We start from the raw sequence: 20,099 nt of genomic DNA on the forward strand, positions 1-20,099 counted from the left end.
GAAAATAGGCTAGGATACAGGCACAATCCTGACTTATTCACTTGTTCACGGCACCACTTACTTGGCAATGGCACCAGAACCGCCCCAAAATCATTTATTAATTATTGATGACGACAAAGGCCGCCGAGAATTTGTTCTTAATAATCCCATTTATTCAATTGGTCGAGATGCTAAGTGTGACATTCGCTTAATTTCGCAGTTTGTCTCTCGTCGTCATGCCACTTTGGTACAGCTACCCCATGAAGATGGCACTTATTATTATCGAGTAGTTGATGGCAACCTTAAAGGTAAACCGAGCGCCAATGGCCTCTTAATTAATGGTCGTAAGCTACAAGCTCATGATTTGCGAAATGAAGATGAGATTGTATTTGGGCCACAAGTTAAAGCCGTTTATTACTTACTGAAGCAAGACGGGATGTCAACTGTGCCTCCCGATGAGTTTGACATTACACTGATTAGTCCTGGCATGATCGGTGATCCAGAAGAGCTGACTTGAAGCCGAGTCTAAGCCGCAATGGACGTTGTAATGGACTAATCAGAGCGTTTGATTTGGGGCTAGCCGCTCTAAGAAAAGCTACCCAGCAACGGCTTCAATTAATTGCCAATGCCGATTTTCCGCTACAGCTCGGCTGACAAGCTCATACATTTGGTGGCAGTGATTGTCGAGGTGCAAGGGTAGTTCTTCGTTCTTGATTACAAAATTCAGGCGAATTTCTCGCTCGGCAGCGACCGACTTATCAATTAGAACTTCTACCGTCACTAATTTAGAGAAGGAAACATGACCAGGGACTTCACGAGCCATCATGTAATCTCCAGTGTCATAAATGATGTCGAGATTGCAGGATTCCAGAATCTCAATCAGCAGATGCTGGAGATTGTTAACAGGAACTTCAACGGTAAACAGACAAGTATAGCGAGCCATAGGCAACCCCAGGCGTGGCAGTTTTAAGACCTTCTTATCATAACGTTCGCTAAGCATGGCTAAGTCATACTTAGGTTAGTAGCTATAACAAGACTCAAGCATAAAGGCCAATCGGGCTATTCAGATTTCAGGCTGCGTAAAAGCGAGAAGCTTTGTAGTGAGCCCAAATGTGAATTGGTTTGGCCTTTACCAGCTTCTAGCATACCAGCCTCCGATCCGGACAGAATGGTTCTAATTCAGAAAGTCGAGGTTAGGCGAAGCAACATCAAATCAATTTTTTCTGATGGAATGATCTTGCGTGCGCTGTCGGTCCCCAATTTCTGTTAGAGTGCATCGGGGCAAGGGTCAATGAATCAATTCGTGGAGTGGTCCTGCTAGTAACACTTCGAGCGGAATCTGGGTGCGGAGCAGGAGTCGTTCAATAGCAGCTTATGCAAGGTCGATTGATTGTTTTTGAAGGAGTTGAAGGCAGTGGGAAAACCACTCAAATGCTGCGATCGCAAGCATGGCTGCTGGAGAATCAATGTTTTCAGTCACTCAAAGAAGATTTAGCTCCACCCATACTGGTAACCCGGGAGCCAGGAGGGACAGAGCTGGGATTAGAGTTGCGGCAGTTATTGCTGGGCTATCAAGGTCAAGAAGCAATCCAAAATCGGGCCGAGTTGCTGCTGTATGCCGCCGATCGCGCTCAGCATGTAGATGGTTATTTAAAGCCGCAGCTAGCTCGAGGAGCCGTGATCTTATGCGATCGCTATACCGACTCCACGATCGCGTATCAAGGGTACGGGCGAGAGTTAGATTTAGCTTTAATTGATCAACTCAATCAAGCTGCAACGGGTGGACTGGAAAGTGATTTGACTTTATGGTTAGATGTGGATGCCGCCGTGGGTTTGGCTCGGATGCGACAGCGAGGTAACGCCGACCGGATGGAGCAAGCTGATTTAGCCTTTCATCAGCGAGTGCAGCAGGGCTTTCAGGCTTTACATCAGCAGTACCCAGAGCGGATTGTTCGCATTGATGCTAGTCAGAGTGAACAGGGAGTCGCCCACCAGATTCAACAGGTTCTCAGTCAGCGCTTAACGCAATGGTATCAACCGCTTTTGCACCCCTAATTGGACAATCGCAGGCTATAGAATTGCTGTATCAAGCGGTGCTCCAGCAGCGAGTCGCTCCTGCTTACTTGTTTGCAGGCCCTTCGGGTGTGGGGCGCAGCTTAGCGGCTCGGTGTTTTCTGGAGTCGTTGTTAGCGCTAGATGTACTCCCCGCTAAAAAACAGGGCTTGCAAAATCGGCTAGAACAAGGGAATCATCCTGATTTACTCTGGGTGCAGCCAACTTACCTGCATCAGGGAAAATTGTTGTCAGCAGCGGAAGCAGCCGCAGCAGGGCTGAAACGCAAAGCCCCTCCTCAAATTCGCCTTGATCAAGTGCGTCAGCTGGCTCAATTTTTGGGGCGTCCACCGATGGAATCAGCTCGCTCGGTTGTGGTGATTGAGCAGGCAGAAACGATGGCAGAAGCAGCGGCAAATGGCTTGCTGAAAACGCTAGAAGAGCCAGGGCCAGCGACGCTGATTTTGATTGCGCCGGGAGCCGAAGTACTATTGCCGACGTTGGTTTCTCGTTGCCAGCGGATTCCATTTTATCGGCTGAGCCCGGAAGCACTAGGGCAAGTATTAGAACAGGCGGGCTATGCCGAGATTTTGCAGCATCCAGAATTATTGGAGATTGCCCAAGGAAGTCCTGGAGAAGCGATCGCCAGTTGGCAGCAGTTGCAAGCGATTCCTCCAGACCTGCTAGCCACCCTGACTCAACCCCTGCGCGCAGCGCGTGAAGCTTTAGAGTTGGCCCGGCGTTTGGATAAAGCCTTAGATACAGAGGCGCAACTCTGGTTGATAGACTATTTGCAACATGCGCTTTGGCGATCGCGGCGGCAACCCCAACTGTTGCAACATTTAGAGAAGGCTCGCCAATCCCTGCTGAGCTATGCCCAACCTCGCTTAGTTTGGGAAGTAACCCTGATGGCGATCGCTCAAGCGTAAGATTGAGTCGATGTAAAAGTTTGTCTGAAAAAATACAGGGAGCTAACTAAGTTTTTTAGCTTGCAGGTTGAAGTAATGATGCTGCTGCTTCAGTAGAAATAAAACCAAGCCTTGCAACGCAATACTCTCTCCTAATAGTTCTAAGGACTCTTCGACTGTATTTTTTAGAGTTGAGAAAGTGGCACGATCGCCCCGCCCCATGTGCCAAAGTAGCGGCTGTAAGATCAGATGGTTGAAAATTTCAGTACCGAGACCTCCAACTATAAACAAAGCAATGCCTAGGCAAATCATTAATGCCCCTTGAGGATAAAAACGCCAAAGCTTGGTGAGGTCGCGAAAGCCAACAGTAACAATGAGTAACTGGATGAATAAGTAAAAAAGTATCCATGCTCCTCCCCCTCCGGGAAGGCTCGGCATCCAGTTAGGAAGCTGTAACAGATGATGAAATTTGAATAGCTTGTCTGTTGAGAGATACAGAAATCCTGCTCCCATTGTTAGCAGGAGATAGCGAGAGGAGCGCTGAAATAAGCAATATTTCCAAAGAGCCGAGGTGACTAAAAAGCAGCCGATCAAAAATAGCTTAATAGCGGCATAGACGACCGGAATCGTAAATTTCTGCTCAAAGCTAAATAAAGGCAGTGCCTGATTCTGAAGCAGACTACTAACCAGATAAATTAAGGTGAAACCAACATCTGCCGTTGCTAAGTAAAGTAAGAGCCAGTAGCGGTGACTAGCGATCGCTTTAGGTAGAAACGGCATTTTTCACACCTCTAGGTTTCTTGTCCGACTGCATCTGCTAGAGTGGCTAGTCCGTGTTGCTCTAGCTTTTGCCCCAACCCTGTCAAAATTCGTCGTACCATCCACGGACCTTCATAAATCCAGCCTGTGTAAACCTGCACCAAACTGGCTCCGGCGGTAATTTTCTCCCAAGCATCCTCTGCGGTAAAAATGCCCCCCACCCCAATGATGGGCAACTGACCTTGAGTTTGCTGATAGATAAAGCGAATCACTTCTGTAGAGCGTTGCCTGACTGGAGCACCACTAATGCCGCCTGCTTCGTCTTGCACGGATTTACCTGTAGCTTCCAGCACTTCTGTCTTGAGGCCATCCCGGCGGATGGTGGTGTTGGTGGCAATGATCCCAGCTAAGTGATGTTTTTGTGCCAAAGCGATCACATCCGCGATCGCCTCCCATTCCAGATCAGGCGCAATCTTGATCAACATCGGCTTTTGTCGCTGGTTTTCTTGCTGCAAAGCCGCCAAAATCGGTTCTAGTTGTTCGGTAGCTTGGAGCGATCGCAAGCCTGGAGTATTTGGGGAGCTGACATTAACCACAAAATAGTCACCCCAATTCTTGAGCAACCGGAAACTGCCCAAATAGTCTGCGGCTGCTTCCTCTAAGGGCGTAATTTTAGACTTGCCCAGATTGATGCCAATAGGAATTTTGAGCTGAGAAGCGCCTGGCTTTTGTGTTTGTCGCTGACTTCTCGCCTTAAACATTGCCGCCATCGCCGCTGCGCCTTGGTTATTGAAACCCATCCGGTTTAAGGCCGCCTGATCTAGAGGTAGGCGAAACAAACGCGGCTGAGGATTTCCGGGCTGAGCCTGAAACGTCACAGTGCCAACTTCGGCAAACCCAAAACCCAAACTAGGCCAAACGCCGGCGGCCACGCCATCTTTGTCAAAACCAGCAGCCAACCCAACAGGATTAGGGAAGCTTAACCCCCACAGCGATCGCTCTAGTCGAGAATCCGAGAAGCCACAAGATTGCTGCAATCGAGCTTGAACCCAACTAGCAGGTGGACGGTTGCCCGTATGGTCTAGCCAACCCAGAAGTTGAAGCGCTTGCCGATGCAACTGTTCCGGATCTGCTTTCAGTCCAGAGAAAAGAAGGGGACGTAAACCAACTTGATAGATGTCCAATTTTGGGTGCAATTGTCAGGGATCGAACGACAAAAATAAATAGGGACGAGTAAAATTGCCAGCTTAGGAGCGAACGCAAACACTCATTAATATTATGGGCATCCTAGATATTACAGGCTCTCTTGAATAACTGGTTGAGTAGATCTATGAGGAAAAGGGGCATCACCAGATAGAATTTTGAGAGCTTGAGAAAATAATTCTTTTTGTTGTCTACCAACTGGCTCGTTGTCAGCTATCTATCTTATCGACAATGGGTTGACTATCCGTCGCAACCTGATAAATGAGTTAGAAATATGGTGATCCAGGCTGCAAGTACCCTTTTAGGTCTAAAGGTGCCTAGGATCTCTCTTCCCATCCTTGGTGCAAAAAGCATAAGCTGCCCGGAACCGGAGTCCAAATAACATGGGTCAGCAGAAAGAGCCGACAACCTACGAAAAACAATTAGTTGCTTTAGGTCGTGTCCTCCAGACCCTACGGGAAGAGGAAAGCGTCGATGTTTTAATTGAAACCACGCTCAATTATCTACAAGATGAATTCGACTATAGCTTGATTTGGATTGGGCTTTACGATCGCCTAGAGCATCGTCTGTTCGGTAAAGGCGGTGTCATGCCCAATGGCGACAGCTCGTTTCTACGGCAACGCTTCGTGCTGTCTCCTGGCGATCTTTTGGAGCAGGTGGTAATTCAGCAACGTCCCGTCGGCGTGCCAGATTTGCGAGAAGAAACAAGAGCCGGAGAGTGGCGGAAGGCGGCTCAGAAATTCAATATTCAAGGCACGATGCTCTTTCCGATTCGCTACAAAGATCGCTGCTTTGGCGTGTCTCTACTAGGGTCAACGCTTTGGGGGGTTTCTCCTCGCTCCGACGAGAAAGCGCGACTCTCAATGATTTTTGGCGGATTGGCCGCAGCGCTTTATCAAATCGAAGCAGATTGGCAGCGACAGCAAACTAAGCGTCCAGAACAGCCATTGTTGACCCTCCTATCTAAGTTGCGGCAGTTGCCAACTTTGGGACAACGCCTAGAAGCAATGGTGGAAGAAACCCATCAATTTATTGGCCCTTCGCGCACGAATATTTACTGGTTTGAACGCGAACGGCGCTATTTTTGGCGGCGAATCAGTAACCGTCAGAAAACAGCAGGATTTAGTGATGCGAATCAAATCGCTTCTGGCATCACGGTTCAAGAGATTAGTGGTTTTTATCAAGCCCTGGCAGCGGATCAACTGGTGTCGATTGGGGAAGCCCACAGCTCGCTCAAAGCCGATACAACGAGTCGATTGATGCAGCAAATCAAGGCGCGATCGCTTTTGGCAGCACCAATCCTATTCCAAAATGAGCTGATGGGGTTTCTCGCGGTAGAAGGCAATGAAGCTCGAATTTGGGAGGAGGAAGAAAAAAGTTATGTTCGAGGCGCAGCCCAACTAATTGCTTTGACGGCTCCTCTAGAAGAGATGGAGGAGATTATTCAGCAGACGCGATTGGATCAAGCACTCACCGCTGAAATCACCCATGCCATCTACAGCGATGAAGACTGGAAGAGTACGCTAAAAAATTGTGCAGATAAGCTCTGCCAACGGTTACGAGCCGAGCGCTTCCTGGTTTTGCTCTACGACAAAGACCAAGAGAAGTTTGAAATTTGCTACCAAAGCCAACCAGCGAATCGTCGGCCTGCAACCACACCGCTAAATATGCTGAACGATGTTGATTGGCAAATGCTGGAGCGCAGCACTGAGGCGGTGGGCATCGAGAACTTAGAAGAAGACTTAAAGCTGATGGCTTGGCAGGATGTCTTCCTGGAAATTGGCGTGCGATCGCTGCTTATGTGCAGTACTTCGATTGGTCATCCTTTAGAAGGTTTGGTGGTGATTTGCCATGAAGCAACTCGTACCTGGAGCCGTCCAGAGCGAGAGATGCTCCGCGTGGTGAGTCAACAAATTGGTTTGATTTTGCACCAATGGCAACTCCAGCGACAAACCGAACAGCAACAGAAAATCTCTCAAACGATTCAGTGGGGCCTCACTACTATCCAGCAAACCTACCAACCAGACCGACTGGAGCGCTCAGCTTTACAACATATTGCCCAAATTCTTCAAGTACCTTTTGCCATGATGGTAACTTGGCTACCAGGGCGACGAGGCGGGCGGATTGTGGCTCCAGTGATGGCGAACAGTCAGTTCATGCTCAACACAGAAATAGTTGTGCCTGTGCAGACAGATACGCTGGTGCAATGGGCGCTTCAAGCCGATGGGCTGTTGCCTTTGACGGTGGATGATCTGACCGCAGAAACTCGACAGTGGCTCTCTGGGTCTGGAATCGGTCAAATTCTAGTCATAGCACTCCGCACCGCACCAGAGCATGAACCGACTGGAATCGTGATTGTTGCGGATGAGCGATCGCGGCATTGGCCAGAGCGACATTTGAATGCTTTGGGCACCCTGGTCAGCCAGTTAGCCTGGTCACGCCGTAACCTGTTGCTCACTGATAGCTTGAAAGCCCAGCGCGAAAGCTTAGAGCGACTCAACTGGTACAAACAGCGCCGCATTGAAGAACTGTATCGTTCGCTCAACTTGACCCTTAAGCGCTTGAGTGAACTCTCGACGCAGAAAGATCCCTTGGTGGGCACTCGCTTGCAACAAAACCTCCGCCAGATGGGAGATGCCCTTAATACTGTCGGTCAACTGATTAAAGATGAACCGTGGCGGTTACGGGCCTATTACGAAACAGTGCCTCTGGCTACACTACTCAAGCGATCGCTAGAACGGGTTGATTACTTAATCAAGCAACGCCAGCTTTGGTCGCAGGTACATAACACCGAAGGCAACCTCACGATCGCTGGAGATATCACCAAAATTGAGGCAATTTTGTATGAATTACTGGTGACGGCTTGCTATCGCTGTCAACCCAGTGGGCGCATTGATATCTGGTGCCGCACTCTAGAGGAGCGGTGGCTAGAGCTGTCAATTACCGATAATGGTGTAATTGAGCCGAGGTTAGTCGCTGAACTGCAAACCGGGCGCTCTGTAGACTTGCTGGCTCCCTCTACTTTGGATCAACCCCCTGGGTTACACCTACTAGTATGCCAATCTTTGATTAAGCAAATGGGGGGCGAATTCAACCTCTACAAACTAGAGGATGGCCGCGTTTTGAGCCGCCTGGTCATTCCCCTTTCGGCTGCAACGCCCACAGATAAAACTTATGCCAATCGAGGCAATACAACTGGCTTTCTCTAAAAGCGAATTCTCCTAAAGAAACTCTGAGAAGAAAAAGGACAGGCGATTAAACCTGTCCTTTTTCTTTAAGTTCAGTGATGCAGTGGTTTAGCGCAACGGGTTAAACCATTTCGGTGGGTACCTCAACCGCAGGCTGAACCTGAGGCTGGAATTGGAATAGAGAGTAAACCACGTTACGGCGAATATCGGTCATCATTTCCAAGAAGAGTTCATAGCCTTCGCTCTTGTACTCGATCAAGGGGTCTTTCTGACCGTAGCCACGCAGTCCCACAGATTCCCGCAGTGCATCCATCTGCTGGAGGTGTTCCCGCCACAACGTATCAATTTGCTGCAAGATGAAGAAGCGTTCTGCTTGCCGCATCAAACCGGGTTGAATTTGATCGACTTGGGCTTCTTTTAAGTCATAAGCAATCCGCACCTGTTCGTGAAGGAAAGTTTTGATTTCCCCAATATTTAGGTCAATCAACTGGTCAGGCTCTAGGTCAGACAATAGGTTGACGAACTCCTTCACCTTGCTCACCATGCTGCCAAGATCCCACTCTTCTGAAGGCAGGTCAGGGTTGACGTAAGCTTCCACAATGTCATCCATCGTGCGCTCGGCGTACTTAATCACCTGTTCTTTTAGGTCTTGCCCTTCAAGAACGCGGCGTCTTTCGGCATAGATCGCTCGACGCTGGTTGTTCATCACCTCGTCGTACTCGAAGACCTGCTTCCGAATGTCGTAGTAGTAGGTTTCAACTTTCTTCTGCGCCCCTTCTAGCGATCGCGTCAGGAGGCCAGATTCAATTGGCATATCCTCTTCAACGCGGAAGGCATTCATCAAGCCTGCCACGCGATCGCCACCAAAGATCCGTAGCAAGTTGTCCTGCAAGCTGAGGAAGAACTTGGTAGACCCAGGGTCGCCTTGCCGTCCTGCCCGACCGCGCAGTTGGTTGTCAATCCGGCGAGACTCGTGACGTTCAGTACCGATTACATGCAGACCACCCAGGCGAATCACTTCTTCATGTTCGCGTTCGGTGAACTGTTCGTACTCTTTGCGAATCAAGTTATACACTTCTCGCAAACGCTGAATCGCTGGGTTGTCAGTCGGCGCTTTCTCAGACGCCACCGCAACAAGATCTTCTGCTTCTAGTTCTGGCAGCGATCGCTCCCCATACTGTTGCACCGCAAAGTCAACTGCTGCTCGCAGCTTTTGCTCGGATTCTTTCGACAGTTGAGTAGGGAAAATTTGAGGAGAAGCTTTCCAGGTTTTGACTTTCTTGCCTGGGACAAAGCCTTGGCCGCCGCCTCGGCTCTCACTCGCGCCTGCAACTCTGGTGACATCAAAAGTATCTTCATCCTCTGGCTGCACGATCCGAGGCATGAAGTACTCGCGTACTTTCAGACGGGCCATGTAGTCCGCGTTACCACCCAGGATGATGTCTGTGCCTCGACCCGCCATGTTAGTGGCAATGGTCAGGGCTCCCTTGCGACCCGCCTGTGCGACAATTTCTGATTCTCGCTCGACGTTTTCTGGCTTTGCATTCAGGAGGTTGTGAGGAATGCCTTGCTGATGCAACAGATGAGACAAAACTTCTGATTTTTCTACACTGGTTGTACCAACCAGGATTGGACGCCCCAACTGGTGGATTTCAGCACATTCAGCCGCAACTGCTTTCCACTTCGCCTCTTCCGTTTTGTAAACCACGTCCGACACGTCTGCCCGACCCGTTCTACGGTTGGTGGGAACGATCGTAACTTCGAGTTTGTAGATTTTTTCAAATTCCACTTCTTCCGTCTTGGCTGTGCCAGTCATGCCTGCCAGCTTGGGATAAAGCAAGAAGAAGTTTTGATAGGTAATCGTTGCGAGGGTCTGAGTTTCGGGCTGAATTTCTACGTGCTCTTTAGCTTCGATCGCCTGGTGCAAGCCGTCACTCCAGCGACGACCCATCATGATCCGTCCCGTAAACTCATCCACAATCACGATTTCATCATCGCGGACGATGTAGTTTACATCTTTAATAAAGAGTTCCTTAGCTTTAATGGCATTGAAGATATAGTGCGCCCAAGGATCTTTGGGGTCAAACAAATCCTGAACCCCTAAGGCTTTTTCTGCTTCAATAAAGCCTTCGTCGCTTAATAGGACGTTGCGGGCTTTTTCATCCACTTCATAGTGGGTCTCTGTTTCCAACCGAGTGGCCACTTCAGCCGCCCGAATATACTTTTCACTGGGTCGTTCTACTTGACCCGAAATAATCAGGGGAGTACGAGCTTCATCGACTAGCACCGAGTCCACTTCATCAATGACGCAATATTGGAATGGCCGCTGCACCACATCAACCATTGAGGTAGCCATGTTATCGCGCAGATAATCAAAACCTAACTCACTGTTGGTGGCATAGGTGATGTCGCAGTCGTAGTTGCGTTTCCGCTCGTTGGGGGTCATGGTCTGCTGAATCAGACCGACACTCAAGCCCAAGAAACGGTGCACCTGCCCCATCCACTCTGCGTCCCGACGAGCCAGGTAGTCGTTAACGGTGACGACGTGAACACCTCTGCCCAGGAGAGCGTTTAGATAAGCTGGCAATGTAGAAACCAGGGTCTTACCTTCCCCAGTTTTCATTTCGGCAATCTGGCCGTCGTGGAGAATCATGCCGCCCAAGAGCTGGACATCGAAGTGGCGCATCCCCAGCACACGCTTACCAGACTCTCGAACAACGGCGAAGGCTTCTGGTAGAAGGTCGTCAAGGGATTCCCCTTTTTTAACCCGCTGTTTAAACTCTGCTGTCTTACCACGCAACTCTTGGTCAGAGAGCCCTTGGATTTCTTCTTCGAGCAGGTTGATCTCGGTAATAATGGGTTGATATTTTTTGAGCTTGCGTGCGTTGGGATCGCCTAGCAGATTCTTAAGCATGGCAGGAGGGAGAGATATTTCCTTGAAAGCGCTTTGTTAACGAGATAAAAGTCCAATGTAACAAAGCTAGGTCTGGGAGTTTCAACCAACCTGTAAGTTAACGGCTGATTGAGTGAATAGAAGCAGCAGAACTATGCAGCTAAGCAACCGATGTGCTTATAGACTCAGATTGCCGACCCAAATCATTATTTATCGTATCATTTTGGCCCTGCCTGAGGCGGGATAGCATGGCGCGATCGCCGTCTGATTTGGTGGTAATCTCAACCCTTTATAAAATAGTCCGCGTTTAGAGATGATTCCCTAAGAAATTAGGGCGAATTTTCCCACTCTGGCGTCAGGCGGCGGAAGTTGAACTGAGCAGCAGCAGGGTGGCAACTGGCACAACTAGCCATCGTCAGCGATCGCGGCAACTGAACTCGCGGATGCAAAGCCTTGAAGTACCGGGAGTCAGCGATGCGATAAGGTGTTTCTTCTTCTCGATCTTGAACTCTAGAAAAGGTACGTAAGTAGTCCCAAACCAAGAGACGGGGTGGGTCAACGAGGGGTTTAATCTGCTGGCCGTAGTGTTGGCGGTCTTGCAATATTTGCCGCCAAGTTTCTGTGGGCAGAACTGCGGGGGACAAGCCAATATGGCAGGTAGCGCAGTTTTCTAGATAGAGTTCTTGGCCGAGTTGGTATTTGGCGGGTACTGGGTCTACCGTACCCACGGGAGTTGCGGCAGGTGTGAGCTTTTCGACGCTAGGGGTAAATTGAGCGAGTTGAGCCGCTTGGGGCGTTTCTGTTGCTTGGGCTAAACCCCATCCCAACGCCACACTCCACAATAGAACTAACACCAAGAGAATCACGGGCGATCGCCTGCGGAGTCGTCGCTTGGAGTTTGGCTTCTCCTCCAAAGTGGGATGAGATTCTCTGGCATCGGTTGGTTGAGAAGGGCGGGACATGCTTATGAACTCACTACCAAGAACTTCAGGATGTTAACAGTTGTCGTGACGTTATCTTTAACTCACAGGTGCCTAGACTGCCTCAGCCCAGAACCTCAATCAGAGTAATGTGGCGGGCTAGAGAGGTAAATGATTTCTACTATCGGTCTGAAAACTAACCTACCAAAAGGCCGGGGTGATTTCTACCGAGAGCTATAGAGAGCTTAAGCAGAGCGATTGCTAAAATTAAATGCAAAACTTAATAAAGTGGTCGTCAAATTAGGGTTGTCAAATTAGGGCCGTCAAATTAGCGCAGCACGATTGGCTTGTCAGCATTTCTCCACGGAATTAGGAATCGCCCCGCATCAGATTGGGGAAATAGGCATTATCTTTTTGATTAAGCATTCGTGCTTAAGTCAGCAAGGTGTCTGCCTTGTTCAGCAGTCGTACCCAAGCAGCGGAGGCCACTACCGTTCTTGCAGGCGCTACAGAACCACTACTTATTTCCCTAAGGGAGAGGAAATTTAGTTGTGATGGATTGTCGTCATATTCAGTTTTGCCATCAGCGGTCTCGCATTAACTTGCAGCAACTCCAGGCATTGTTTCAAGCCGCAGCTTTCTGGGCCAAGGACCGACGGGTTGAAGAGCTAGAGATCGCGATCGCCAACAGCGACCCCGTGATTAGTGTTTGGGATCAAGACCAGATGATTGGCTTTGCTCGTGCCACCTCTGATGGCATTTACCGCGCCACGATTTGGGATGTGGTGATTCATCCTGACTATCAAGGCGCAGGCTTGGGTCGGAAGTTGGTCGAAACTGTTTTAACTCATCCCCGGATGAATCGGGTGGAGCGGGTGTATTTGATGACGACCCATCAACAACAGTTTTACGAGCGGATCGGATTTCAACTCAATGCCAGCACCACAATGGTTTTGTGCAATCAACCCATGGAGCAACCACCCACTCCTGCAGTTGTAGAAATGCCTCAAACCTCGTAAGTGCTTGATCTCTGGGTCTATATGCTCTAATGAGCAATTAGGCTAAATCAGTCTCTGGCATCACTAGGGGCATCAGGCATTGAATACGAGTAGATTCAGTCGCGTCTGTCGGATTTGCGTTGCTGTCTGGTTCACTGAGCAAAGCGATGATTTCCAAACGACCTTGCATGCGCTCAATCACGCTTTGGTGCATCAAGAGAGCAAGACCGGGTGACAAAGCCGCTGGGGTATTGGGCGTTGTTGGTAAAGCCTGATTCGATAAAAGCTGGGCAGGTTCACTCCAGAGGCTTACAGCGTAAGGAGCCTCAATGCAAATCGTAACCTGCTCCGTTTCTGGCTGGACTGTCGCTGACAGCGAAATGGTGCCTTCAGGCGTTAAACGAATGGAAGTGTCCAGCAAACTCACTAATGTTTGCTGCAACCACTTGGGATCAGCCTGGACATAAATGTCTTCCTGAATTGGCAAGAGCTTCAAGCGAATATTGCGATCGCGTGCTTGTAAATGAGTCAGGTTGTAAACTTCTTGCAAGATTTGGCCTAGTTTTAGCGGCTGAAGCTGCATCTGCCGAGAACCATGCTCTAACCGAGCCACATCCAAAATCAAATCCAGTAGCTGCATCAGGTTTAGGGCAGACTGATTTGCTTGGCCAAGGAAGTCTCTTTCTTCCGCTGGGTCATCGCAGAGGTCAGACAGGATCAGTTGATGCATGCCAATCAAGCCGTTGAGGGGCGATCGCAGCTCATGGGAAACTCTAGCCAAAAAGCCAGACTTAAACTGGTGCATCTCCACTGCCATTTGATAGGCCAGTCGTGTTTGCTCCAGTTCTTGTTGCAATGCTGCAATTGTTTGGCTACTCTCTTGGTTTGCCATCGACGTGCCCTGCTGACTGACTTAAAGTTCTAGCTTAACTGCTCCAGACCGAAGAACTTGCCAGGTCGAATCACTCCACTTGATGACGGTGGAAGGGACACCAGAAGCTGATTCGCTCCAGTGGTTCGCGGCAGCCTGGCCCGCTGGGATTAGGTAGGCCAATTCTTCCGGTGAGAGCAGCAGCACTTCTGGAAACTGAGCGGCGATCGCAGTCATGGTTTCTAGAGGAGGCTGACCCGATAAATTAGCGCTGGTTGTCGCTAAGGGACCCGTTTGGGCCAAAATCGCTTGGGCGACTGGATGGTTAGGTACTCGCAGGCCAATACTCATTAGGTCTTGGGGATGAATGGCGGTGGGGACGCGATCGCTGGCAGGTAAAACGAGCGTTAAGGCTCCAGGCCAATATCGGGTGGCTACTTCTTGCCAAATTTGTTGCGCTTCTGCCTCACCCTGGACAAACGGCCACAAATCATTTGGCGTTGCTGCCATCAAAATCAGTGGCTTCTCTTGGCTCCGTTGTTTAGCGGTAAAGATTAAATCAGCACAGTCTGGACGGACGGCTAAAGCGGGTACCGTATCGGTCGGAAAGCTAATCACGCGATCGCCCGCTTTGGCATGAGTTACTAAAGCGGTTAAGGAAACTTGAGGCATGTCGTGGAAGAGGAGCTACGAGGAACCCTGAATTACAACGAGTGGCATTAACGACGATGAGCTAAGACAAAGCGATCGATTCCTGCCAAGTCAGCATGAACTTGAATGCGATCGTAGTCGCCCTGCCTTTCTAATAATTCCACGACTTGCCCTGCCTGTCCGGCCATCATCTCGATTAGCCAAATTCCACCTGACTTGAGATACAAGGGGGCTATGGCGACCAGATGGCGAATGCAGTCTAATCCATCTTCCCCTCCATCTAAGGCCAAATGCGGTTCATGCCAAGCAACTTCTGGTTGCAGACTAGACACCATCGCACTAGGAATATAGGGAGGGTTTGACACCATACCCCGCAACTCACCTTCTAAGCCATTCAAAGGCTGAAACCAAGCACCCTGAAAGAACTGGATGCGATCGCTCAATCCGAGATCAGTTGCATTTTGCTGTGCCACAGCGATCGCGTCAGGACTGCAATCTACGGCATAGACTGTCGCTTTTGGAAACGCGGTTGCTAGACCAATTGCGATCGCACCGCTACCTGTGCCTAGGTCAGACCAAATCTCTGCTGCCGAACTGCCAAGCTCAGGACTAAAGGACTGGGCTGCAATAACTGCTAAGTCAATAATTAGTTCTGTCTCTGGCCGTGGAATTAGAACTGCTGGAGACACCGTTAAATTGAACTGTCGCCAAGGTGCCGTTCCAGCCAAATATTGAACTGGAACGCGAGCCTCAATCCGCTTCTGCCACAGTTTTGTGAGTTCTGATAAAGATAGCCGCAATTGAACTTGTGGCCAATGCTTGAAAGACTCTAGACGCAAGGTTAAACGATCTAACCCAGCCAACTCTTGCAGCAGCCAGTCTACTTCGGCAGACGAAATTGCCGCAGCTACCGCTGCGGCACAAGCTTCATCCCGCCATTGCCAAAGCTCCTGCCCTGAAACCGCCCAAGTCTTGGGGGAATACATGCTTGTCACGGAACAATCACAATCGAGGGAAGGGGGTTGAGATTGAGAGGTTACTTAGCTTTGGGCCTAGCTTGACCCTGGGCTGGCTGGAGCGATCGCAGAAATTCAATTGACTCTTGCGGTGCTACAATAGCGATTTCTTCCAGCTCCTTGTTATTGCTATCTGTCAGAGTCTGGATCACACCTTCAAGGTTGACCACCTGAATATCCACGCTGGATGCCAAGTCAGGTTGCTGCTGCTTGAGGCGCTGCACCATATTTTGCAATTCCTCTTTTTTCAGGAACAGAGGAATAATCTGTTGATTACCCCGCTTCACAGTCAAATATCCTTTGTTTTTTCCGCCTCTAGCAATAAAGACAGGCACGCCATTAAAGCGCTCCACGTTTTGGCCGCTCTGCTTCAAGAGTGCTACAGCTGAGGCAACTTGCTGTTGAGTGGGTACAAAGGCAAAGTTGAGACCATTGGGTTTATTTTTGTTGGCTAGACCCAATTCATAAACTTCTGCTAACGAAACGGGCATCACCTTCACATTCTTGGCTAGCTCAGGATTCTTGCTTTTCAGTCGGTCTAAAAAAGCTTGAGCATCTTGCTGGCTGACAAAAACCCCTGCCACAGGCGCATTCTTTTGACCATTCGCAGCATTGGGGGGAGAAGCAACTAGGGGTGCTCCCTGAGCGTCAGCGATCGTAAACATAGGCACTGCACTAAGTTTTTTCAAAACTTGGTCTTTAGGCAGTGCTAGGGCTTGCATATTTCCTGCAATAGAGGGGCCCAGTAATGCACCTCCAACTAGACTCAGGATTGCACTCCAACGGACAAAAGACTTCATTAGTTGCTCCTGGAAAAAGATTGTAAAGGAGTTAATATTTACGCTTTTAAGTAGCGTTTGCGAGTGAGAAATCGAGATGCGGCTGATAGTTTGCTTATTTGCCAATTGTCATGAATTAGTTTGCTAGCTGTTTGCTAATTATGCAATTGCAAGTTTACTGAATCTGGGGTGTCTTTTATCACTGGCACCACCCAAATTTCAAGCTGGAGATCGGGCAAAGTTATCGTTTCTCAGTTAGCTTCACAGATTAGTTCTACACTAATTCACTCCATGAGAAGAAATGGTTGAACCGGAAGCATTGATGAATGATCCGCGTGGTCCTAATGTCATTTACAGGTGACTTTGCCTTAGAGAAAATGGTTCCAGGGAAAGTAAGGAAACGGCTCTATCGGTTCAATAAGCCTTTTTCTTGGTATGAGCTAGCAGACTTGTAGGATACTAACACAAACTGAGTTAGGTCCTTGCCTTGGTTAAACGCCTAACTTAGCTTCGTCAGTGTGATGTTTAATCAGTGCACACTTGGTTAAATACATAACTTTCGTTTAGTACTACTGTGCCGTTTGAATTGTAACTGTAGTTAGCAACTAAATTTTACCGACACAAACCTCAGATTAACCCTATGAATTTTATCTGGTTAAGCTTTGAGTGCTCCTATCGCAAGAAGTCTAAAGTTAAGCGGGTCGCAGATGAGATACGACATGGGGCTGTAAGCAGAATTGTACAAGCCCAATTTGCGATCGCTCTATTGCTGACTTTATTAAGTTGTCAGCTCTCTACTCAATCCAGCAACGGCCTGAAACTGGGTACATTGCTACCAATTACAGGGGACTTGGCCCAGTATGGTTCGCCCATGCAAGACAGTGCTCGGTTGCTGGTGAAGACGGTCAACAACTGTGGTGGAGTCTTAGGCCAGCCAGTAGAGCTGATCTCAGAAGATGACCAAACTGAACCTGCGGCTGGTGCTTCAGCCATGACTAAATTAGCCGAAGTCGATCGAGTAGCTGGTGTTGTAGGAGGCGCATCAAGTGCCGTTTCGAGTGCAGCAGTCGATATTGCTGTTCGGAATCAAGTGACACAAATCTCGCCTGCTAGCACGAGTCCTGTTTTCACGGAACGAGCTAAAAATGGTGACTTTCAGGGGTTTTGGTTTCGTACGGCTCCACCCGACACCTTTCAGGGGCAAGCACTAGCCAAATTGGCGAAAGCTCAAGGGTTCCAAACGGTGTCGATTTTAGCCATTAATAATGACTACGGCAATGGCTTGGTGGCATCCTTCATTCCAGCTTTTGAGGCGTTGGGCGGCAAAGTAGTCTCAGGCCAACCCACGCGCTATCCGCCTGATGCCGCCACCTTTGAGTCGGAAGTGGGCGCTGCATTTGGTAGTAATTCAGATGCAGTCTTGTTGATTGCTTATCCAGAGACAGGCAGCCTCATCTTGAAATCCGCTTATCAGCAGGGGTTGTTGAACAAGAAGACGAAAGTGCTGGCAACCGATGGTCTGAAAGATCCCGCGATCGCTAACCTAGTTGGCAAAAATCAGGCAGGCGAATTTATTGCCAATGGATTGATTGGGACGGCTGCCAGCGCCGGCGGACCTGCGATCGCCGCCTTTCGTCAGCTTTACAACGCTGAGTACAAGCGCCAGCCTAGTGTGTACGATCCTAATACCTGGGATGCCACAGCTTTAATGGTTTTAGCCGCCGAATCCGCTAAAGCAGCCACAGGTTCTGCCCTTAAAGACAAGATTCGAGAAGTGGCAAGCGCACCGGGGCAAGAAGTCACCGATATTTGCCAAGCCTTAGACCTCGTCCGCCAAGGGAAAGATGTGAACTACCAAGGTGCTAGTGGCACACTAGAACTTGACGCCCAAGGCGATGTTGTCGGTACTTACGATATCTGGACTATTCAAGAAAACGGCGAGTTAGCAGTTAAAGGTCAGCTCAGCGTTGGCGGCTCATAAAATGCCAAAAGCTCAGAGCCCGAAAGTTCTGAGCTTAAGTAAAAACTTGTTTGAATCGGGATGACAGGATTCGAACCTGCGACATCCTGCTCCCAAAGCAGGCGCGCTACCAAGCTGCGCTACATCCCGTTAACGTCACTTAGCTAGTATACCCTACTCTCAAGCATCCGTGAGTAAAAAAATTAGCTTTGCGATAACAAACCTAGAAGCAAGGTTAAGGACTGCTTCAGAGTTGGGGAATACTGCTTAGAGAAAGTGCGAGGTGCTAACTTCGGTTAGTCGGGATACCAGAACATGCCCTTAATGCCTTCTGGGTCCGCCATGAAGCCCAAGTTCTGATAAAAGTTCACGACTTGAGGATCAGCGAATAGGGTAATGTTGCTGATATCCTCACTCCGCAATTTCTTAATCACGTGTTTCATCAGCGCCTTCCCGAATCCTTTACCCTGGAAGTCTGGATGAACCACAACGTCCCAAAGCGTGGCGTTAAAGGCATGATCAGAGGTGGCTCGGGCAAAGCCAATCAAGCGTCGCTGTACGCCTCGCTGCTCCCACATAGTAACGACGAGAAAGCTGTGCTGGATTGCTTTCTTGACCTTGCGTAGAGGTCGCCGCGACCAACCCACCGCATCGCACAGTTCCTCTAGTTCGTAGAGGTCAATGTCTCGATCGGTGCTAAAGAAAATGCGAGAACTACTGCGGCTTCGGGCCGCTGAGCTACTTAAGTTAGGATCGCGTGGTGCCTCAGTGGGTAGGCTGTTTTCATCCTCAGCAATATATCCCTCAACAGCAGTGGGCTTAGAGCTGGGGGTAGTGTCAGAACCACTAAATAAACTTTTCCAGAAACCCATGTAGGCGTGGTTAAGGTAAGTAGGAGTTAGAAGACAGTACTAGCTAGTATATCTTCCGAACTTGATTCTCATCGTTGCACTTATTCATCAGATTGATCGAGTTATTGGGAAAATCATCTGAGGAAATAAAAGTTGAACAATGAAAATTTGTGAGAAATTGACCTAAGGTTGAGTTTTGCACCTTGGCGATCGCTCTCTCGTCTAGGCTTCCGTTGTAGCAAGTGAGTTGTACTCCCCGTTATGGCCTCGGGTTTGAAATCGTCCACACTAGAACTGCTGAAGCGCTTCAACCGAGCGTTTCCCCAGTTCTATGAGCAATTTGTCAGTAGCGAAATTCAGTTACAAAACCTGAGGCTGGCTTACCAGCTTTATAAAACCAAGCAAGCGGTGATTGAACTGAAACCGGAAGGTAGTAAGAGCGCGCTACATTTTGCCTACCGTAATCAGTCTTTTTTGCTCAGTGATATTTTTGGAGTTTTGGCAGCTTACGGGCTAACTATTCATAGCCTCAGCTTGTATGGGCAGATTTATCCACCCATGCTGGTCTTCATCAAGCTGGTTGTATCCCGAGGCGGCAAGACTTTAACCGAGAAAACTGCGGAAAACGTCTGTCGGGCAGTGCGAGAGGCATTGGCAGGGCGGTTTGAAGTGGAAGAAATGCTAGCAGTAGAGTTTAATTTAGACGCTGGCTTGGAGCAAGTAGAAACGGAGTTTTATGTAGACCCGGTGTTCCACCTGCCAGCCTTGCTAATTGAGGCCGACAACCAACCGGGCCTGTTTTACAAAGTCATGTACGCCATTTGGCAAGAAGATTTGCTAGTGGTCAATGCCAATCTCTTGGTGTGGCGAGGCCGAACCCGCTTGATTTTGTACTTGCTCGGCCCTAATGAGAATTTGATTCCAGAGTATTTGGGGCAAAAAATTGCTGAGGGAGTCCGACAGCGGTTGTTAGGACGACGACACTAAACTCGGCTTAAAGAGTAGCTTGATGCCCAAGACCTGTTGCTGTAATGTCGGCTGCAACGTCGGCTGAGGCTCCTAGGGTATTTC

17 protein-coding genes and 1 tRNA gene are annotated in these 20,099 nt (G+C 49.1%); 7 read left to right on the top strand and 11 right to left on the bottom strand.

All coding sequences use genetic code 11. The features are described 5' to 3' along the window. The first annotated feature begins 67 nt into the window (after nucleotides 1-67). Nucleotides 68-496, top strand: a complete 429-nt coding sequence (locus tag H6F68_RS22575; protein WP_190562483.1) for an FHA domain-containing protein — start codon at nucleotides 68-70, stop codon at nucleotides 494-496. A gap of 78 nt (nucleotides 497-574) precedes the next feature. Here H6F68_RS22575 and H6F68_RS22580 read toward each other — a convergent pair whose 3' ends face one another. Further along, nucleotides 575-922, bottom strand: coding sequence for a hypothetical protein (locus tag H6F68_RS22580; protein WP_190437942.1), 348 nt, complete (start codon nucleotides 920-922; stop codon nucleotides 575-577). Between the two features lie 431 nt (nucleotides 923-1,353). Between H6F68_RS22580 and tmk the strand changes: the two genes are divergently transcribed. Both tmk and H6F68_RS22590 read left to right on the top strand, forming a co-directional pair. After that, complete coding sequence (gene tmk / locus H6F68_RS22585; RefSeq protein WP_190562485.1) at nucleotides 1,354-2,034, top strand: dTMP kinase; 681 nt, start codon at nucleotides 1,354-1,356, stop codon at nucleotides 2,032-2,034. After that, nucleotides 2,007-2,960, top strand: a complete 954-nt coding sequence (locus H6F68_RS22590; RefSeq protein ID WP_190562487.1) for a DNA polymerase III subunit delta' — start codon at nucleotides 2,007-2,009, stop codon at nucleotides 2,958-2,960. The genes tmk and H6F68_RS22590 overlap by 28 nt, the downstream gene beginning before the upstream one ends. A gap of 42 nt (nucleotides 2,961-3,002) precedes the next feature. Here the strand turns inward: H6F68_RS22590 and H6F68_RS22595 are convergent, their stop codons facing one another. After that, nucleotides 3,003-3,719 carry a hypothetical protein gene (locus tag H6F68_RS22595; RefSeq protein ID WP_190562489.1) on the bottom strand — a complete coding sequence of 239 codons (717 nt, stop codon included), beginning with the start codon at nucleotides 3,717-3,719 and terminating at the stop codon, nucleotides 3,003-3,005. An 11-nt stretch (nucleotides 3,720-3,730) separates the two neighbouring features. Beyond that, a complete protein-coding gene (locus tag H6F68_RS22600; protein ID WP_399314915.1) occupies nucleotides 3,731-4,894 on the bottom strand; it encodes a quinone-dependent dihydroorotate dehydrogenase in 1,164 nt (387 codons plus the stop codon). A gap of 390 nt (nucleotides 4,895-5,284) precedes the next feature. On the opposite strand from H6F68_RS22600, the gene H6F68_RS22605 reads away from it, so the two are divergent. Continuing rightward, entirely contained in the window at nucleotides 5,285-8,110 is a 2,826-nt protein-coding gene (locus H6F68_RS22605) for a GAF domain-containing protein (RefSeq protein WP_190562491.1), read from the top strand. Between the two features lie 100 nt (nucleotides 8,111-8,210). Here the strand turns inward: H6F68_RS22605 and secA are convergent, their stop codons facing one another. Together secA and H6F68_RS22615 are read right to left on the bottom strand one after the other, a co-directional pair. Next, nucleotides 8,211-11,003 carry a preprotein translocase subunit SecA gene (secA, locus tag H6F68_RS22610; protein ID WP_190562494.1) on the bottom strand — a complete coding sequence of 931 codons (2,793 nt, stop codon included), beginning with the start codon at nucleotides 11,001-11,003 and terminating at the stop codon, nucleotides 8,211-8,213. A 308-nt stretch (nucleotides 11,004-11,311) separates the two neighbouring features. Beyond that, complete coding sequence (locus tag H6F68_RS22615; protein WP_190437956.1) at nucleotides 11,312-11,944, bottom strand: diheme cytochrome C; 633 nt, start codon at nucleotides 11,942-11,944, stop codon at nucleotides 11,312-11,314. A gap of 512 nt (nucleotides 11,945-12,456) precedes the next feature. On the opposite strand from H6F68_RS22615, the gene H6F68_RS22620 reads away from it, so the two are divergent. Then, a complete protein-coding gene (locus tag H6F68_RS22620; RefSeq protein WP_190562495.1) occupies nucleotides 12,457-12,921 on the top strand; it encodes a GNAT family N-acetyltransferase in 465 nt (154 codons plus the stop codon). 37 nt (nucleotides 12,922-12,958) lie between these two features. On the opposite strand, the gene H6F68_RS22625 is transcribed toward H6F68_RS22620, so the two are convergent. The 4 genes from H6F68_RS22625 to H6F68_RS22640 are packed head-to-tail and all read right to left on the bottom strand — an operon-like array spanning nucleotide 12,959 to nucleotide 16,238. Further along, nucleotides 12,959-13,792 (bottom strand): sensor histidine kinase, encoded by an 834-nt coding sequence (locus H6F68_RS22625; RefSeq protein WP_190562497.1) that lies wholly within the window; start codon nucleotides 13,790-13,792, stop codon nucleotides 12,959-12,961. A gap of 21 nt (nucleotides 13,793-13,813) precedes the next feature. Beyond that, complete coding sequence (locus tag H6F68_RS22630) at nucleotides 13,814-14,443, bottom strand: L-threonylcarbamoyladenylate synthase (RefSeq protein ID WP_190562499.1); 630 nt, start codon at nucleotides 14,441-14,443, stop codon at nucleotides 13,814-13,816. A gap of 47 nt (nucleotides 14,444-14,490) precedes the next feature. Continuing rightward, nucleotides 14,491-15,408 carry a peptide chain release factor N(5)-glutamine methyltransferase gene (prmC, locus tag H6F68_RS22635; protein WP_190562501.1) on the bottom strand — a complete coding sequence of 306 codons (918 nt, stop codon included), beginning with the start codon at nucleotides 15,406-15,408 and terminating at the stop codon, nucleotides 14,491-14,493. A gap of 50 nt (nucleotides 15,409-15,458) precedes the next feature. Continuing rightward, on the bottom strand, nucleotides 15,459-16,238 hold the full coding sequence (locus H6F68_RS22640; RefSeq protein WP_190562503.1) for a Tic22 family protein: 780 nt from the start codon (nucleotides 16,236-16,238) through the stop codon (nucleotides 15,459-15,461). Nucleotides 16,239-16,857: 619 nt separating this feature from the next. Between H6F68_RS22640 and H6F68_RS22645 the strand changes: the two genes are divergently transcribed. Continuing rightward, a complete protein-coding gene (locus tag H6F68_RS22645; protein ID WP_190562505.1) occupies nucleotides 16,858-18,198 on the top strand; it encodes an ABC transporter substrate-binding protein in 1,341 nt (446 codons plus the stop codon). Nucleotides 18,199-18,253: 55 nt separating this feature from the next. Here the strand turns inward: H6F68_RS22645 and H6F68_RS22650 are convergent. Next, a tRNA-Pro gene (locus H6F68_RS22650) sits at nucleotides 18,254-18,327 on the bottom strand. A gap of 146 nt (nucleotides 18,328-18,473) precedes the next feature. Further along, a complete protein-coding gene (locus H6F68_RS22655) occupies nucleotides 18,474-19,049 on the bottom strand; it encodes a GNAT family N-acetyltransferase (RefSeq protein WP_190562507.1) in 576 nt (191 codons plus the stop codon). Between the two features lie 252 nt (nucleotides 19,050-19,301). On the opposite strand from H6F68_RS22655, the gene H6F68_RS22660 reads away from it, so the two are divergent. Next, nucleotides 19,302-20,015, top strand: coding sequence for a hypothetical protein (locus H6F68_RS22660; RefSeq protein WP_242016986.1), 714 nt, complete (start codon nucleotides 19,302-19,304; stop codon nucleotides 20,013-20,015). Nucleotides 20,016-20,099: the final 84 nt, after the last annotated feature.

The organism is Trichocoleus sp. FACHB-262 (assembly GCF_014696035.1).
Taxonomy (GTDB): domain Bacteria; phylum Cyanobacteriota; class Cyanobacteriia; order FACHB-46; family FACHB-46; genus Trichocoleus.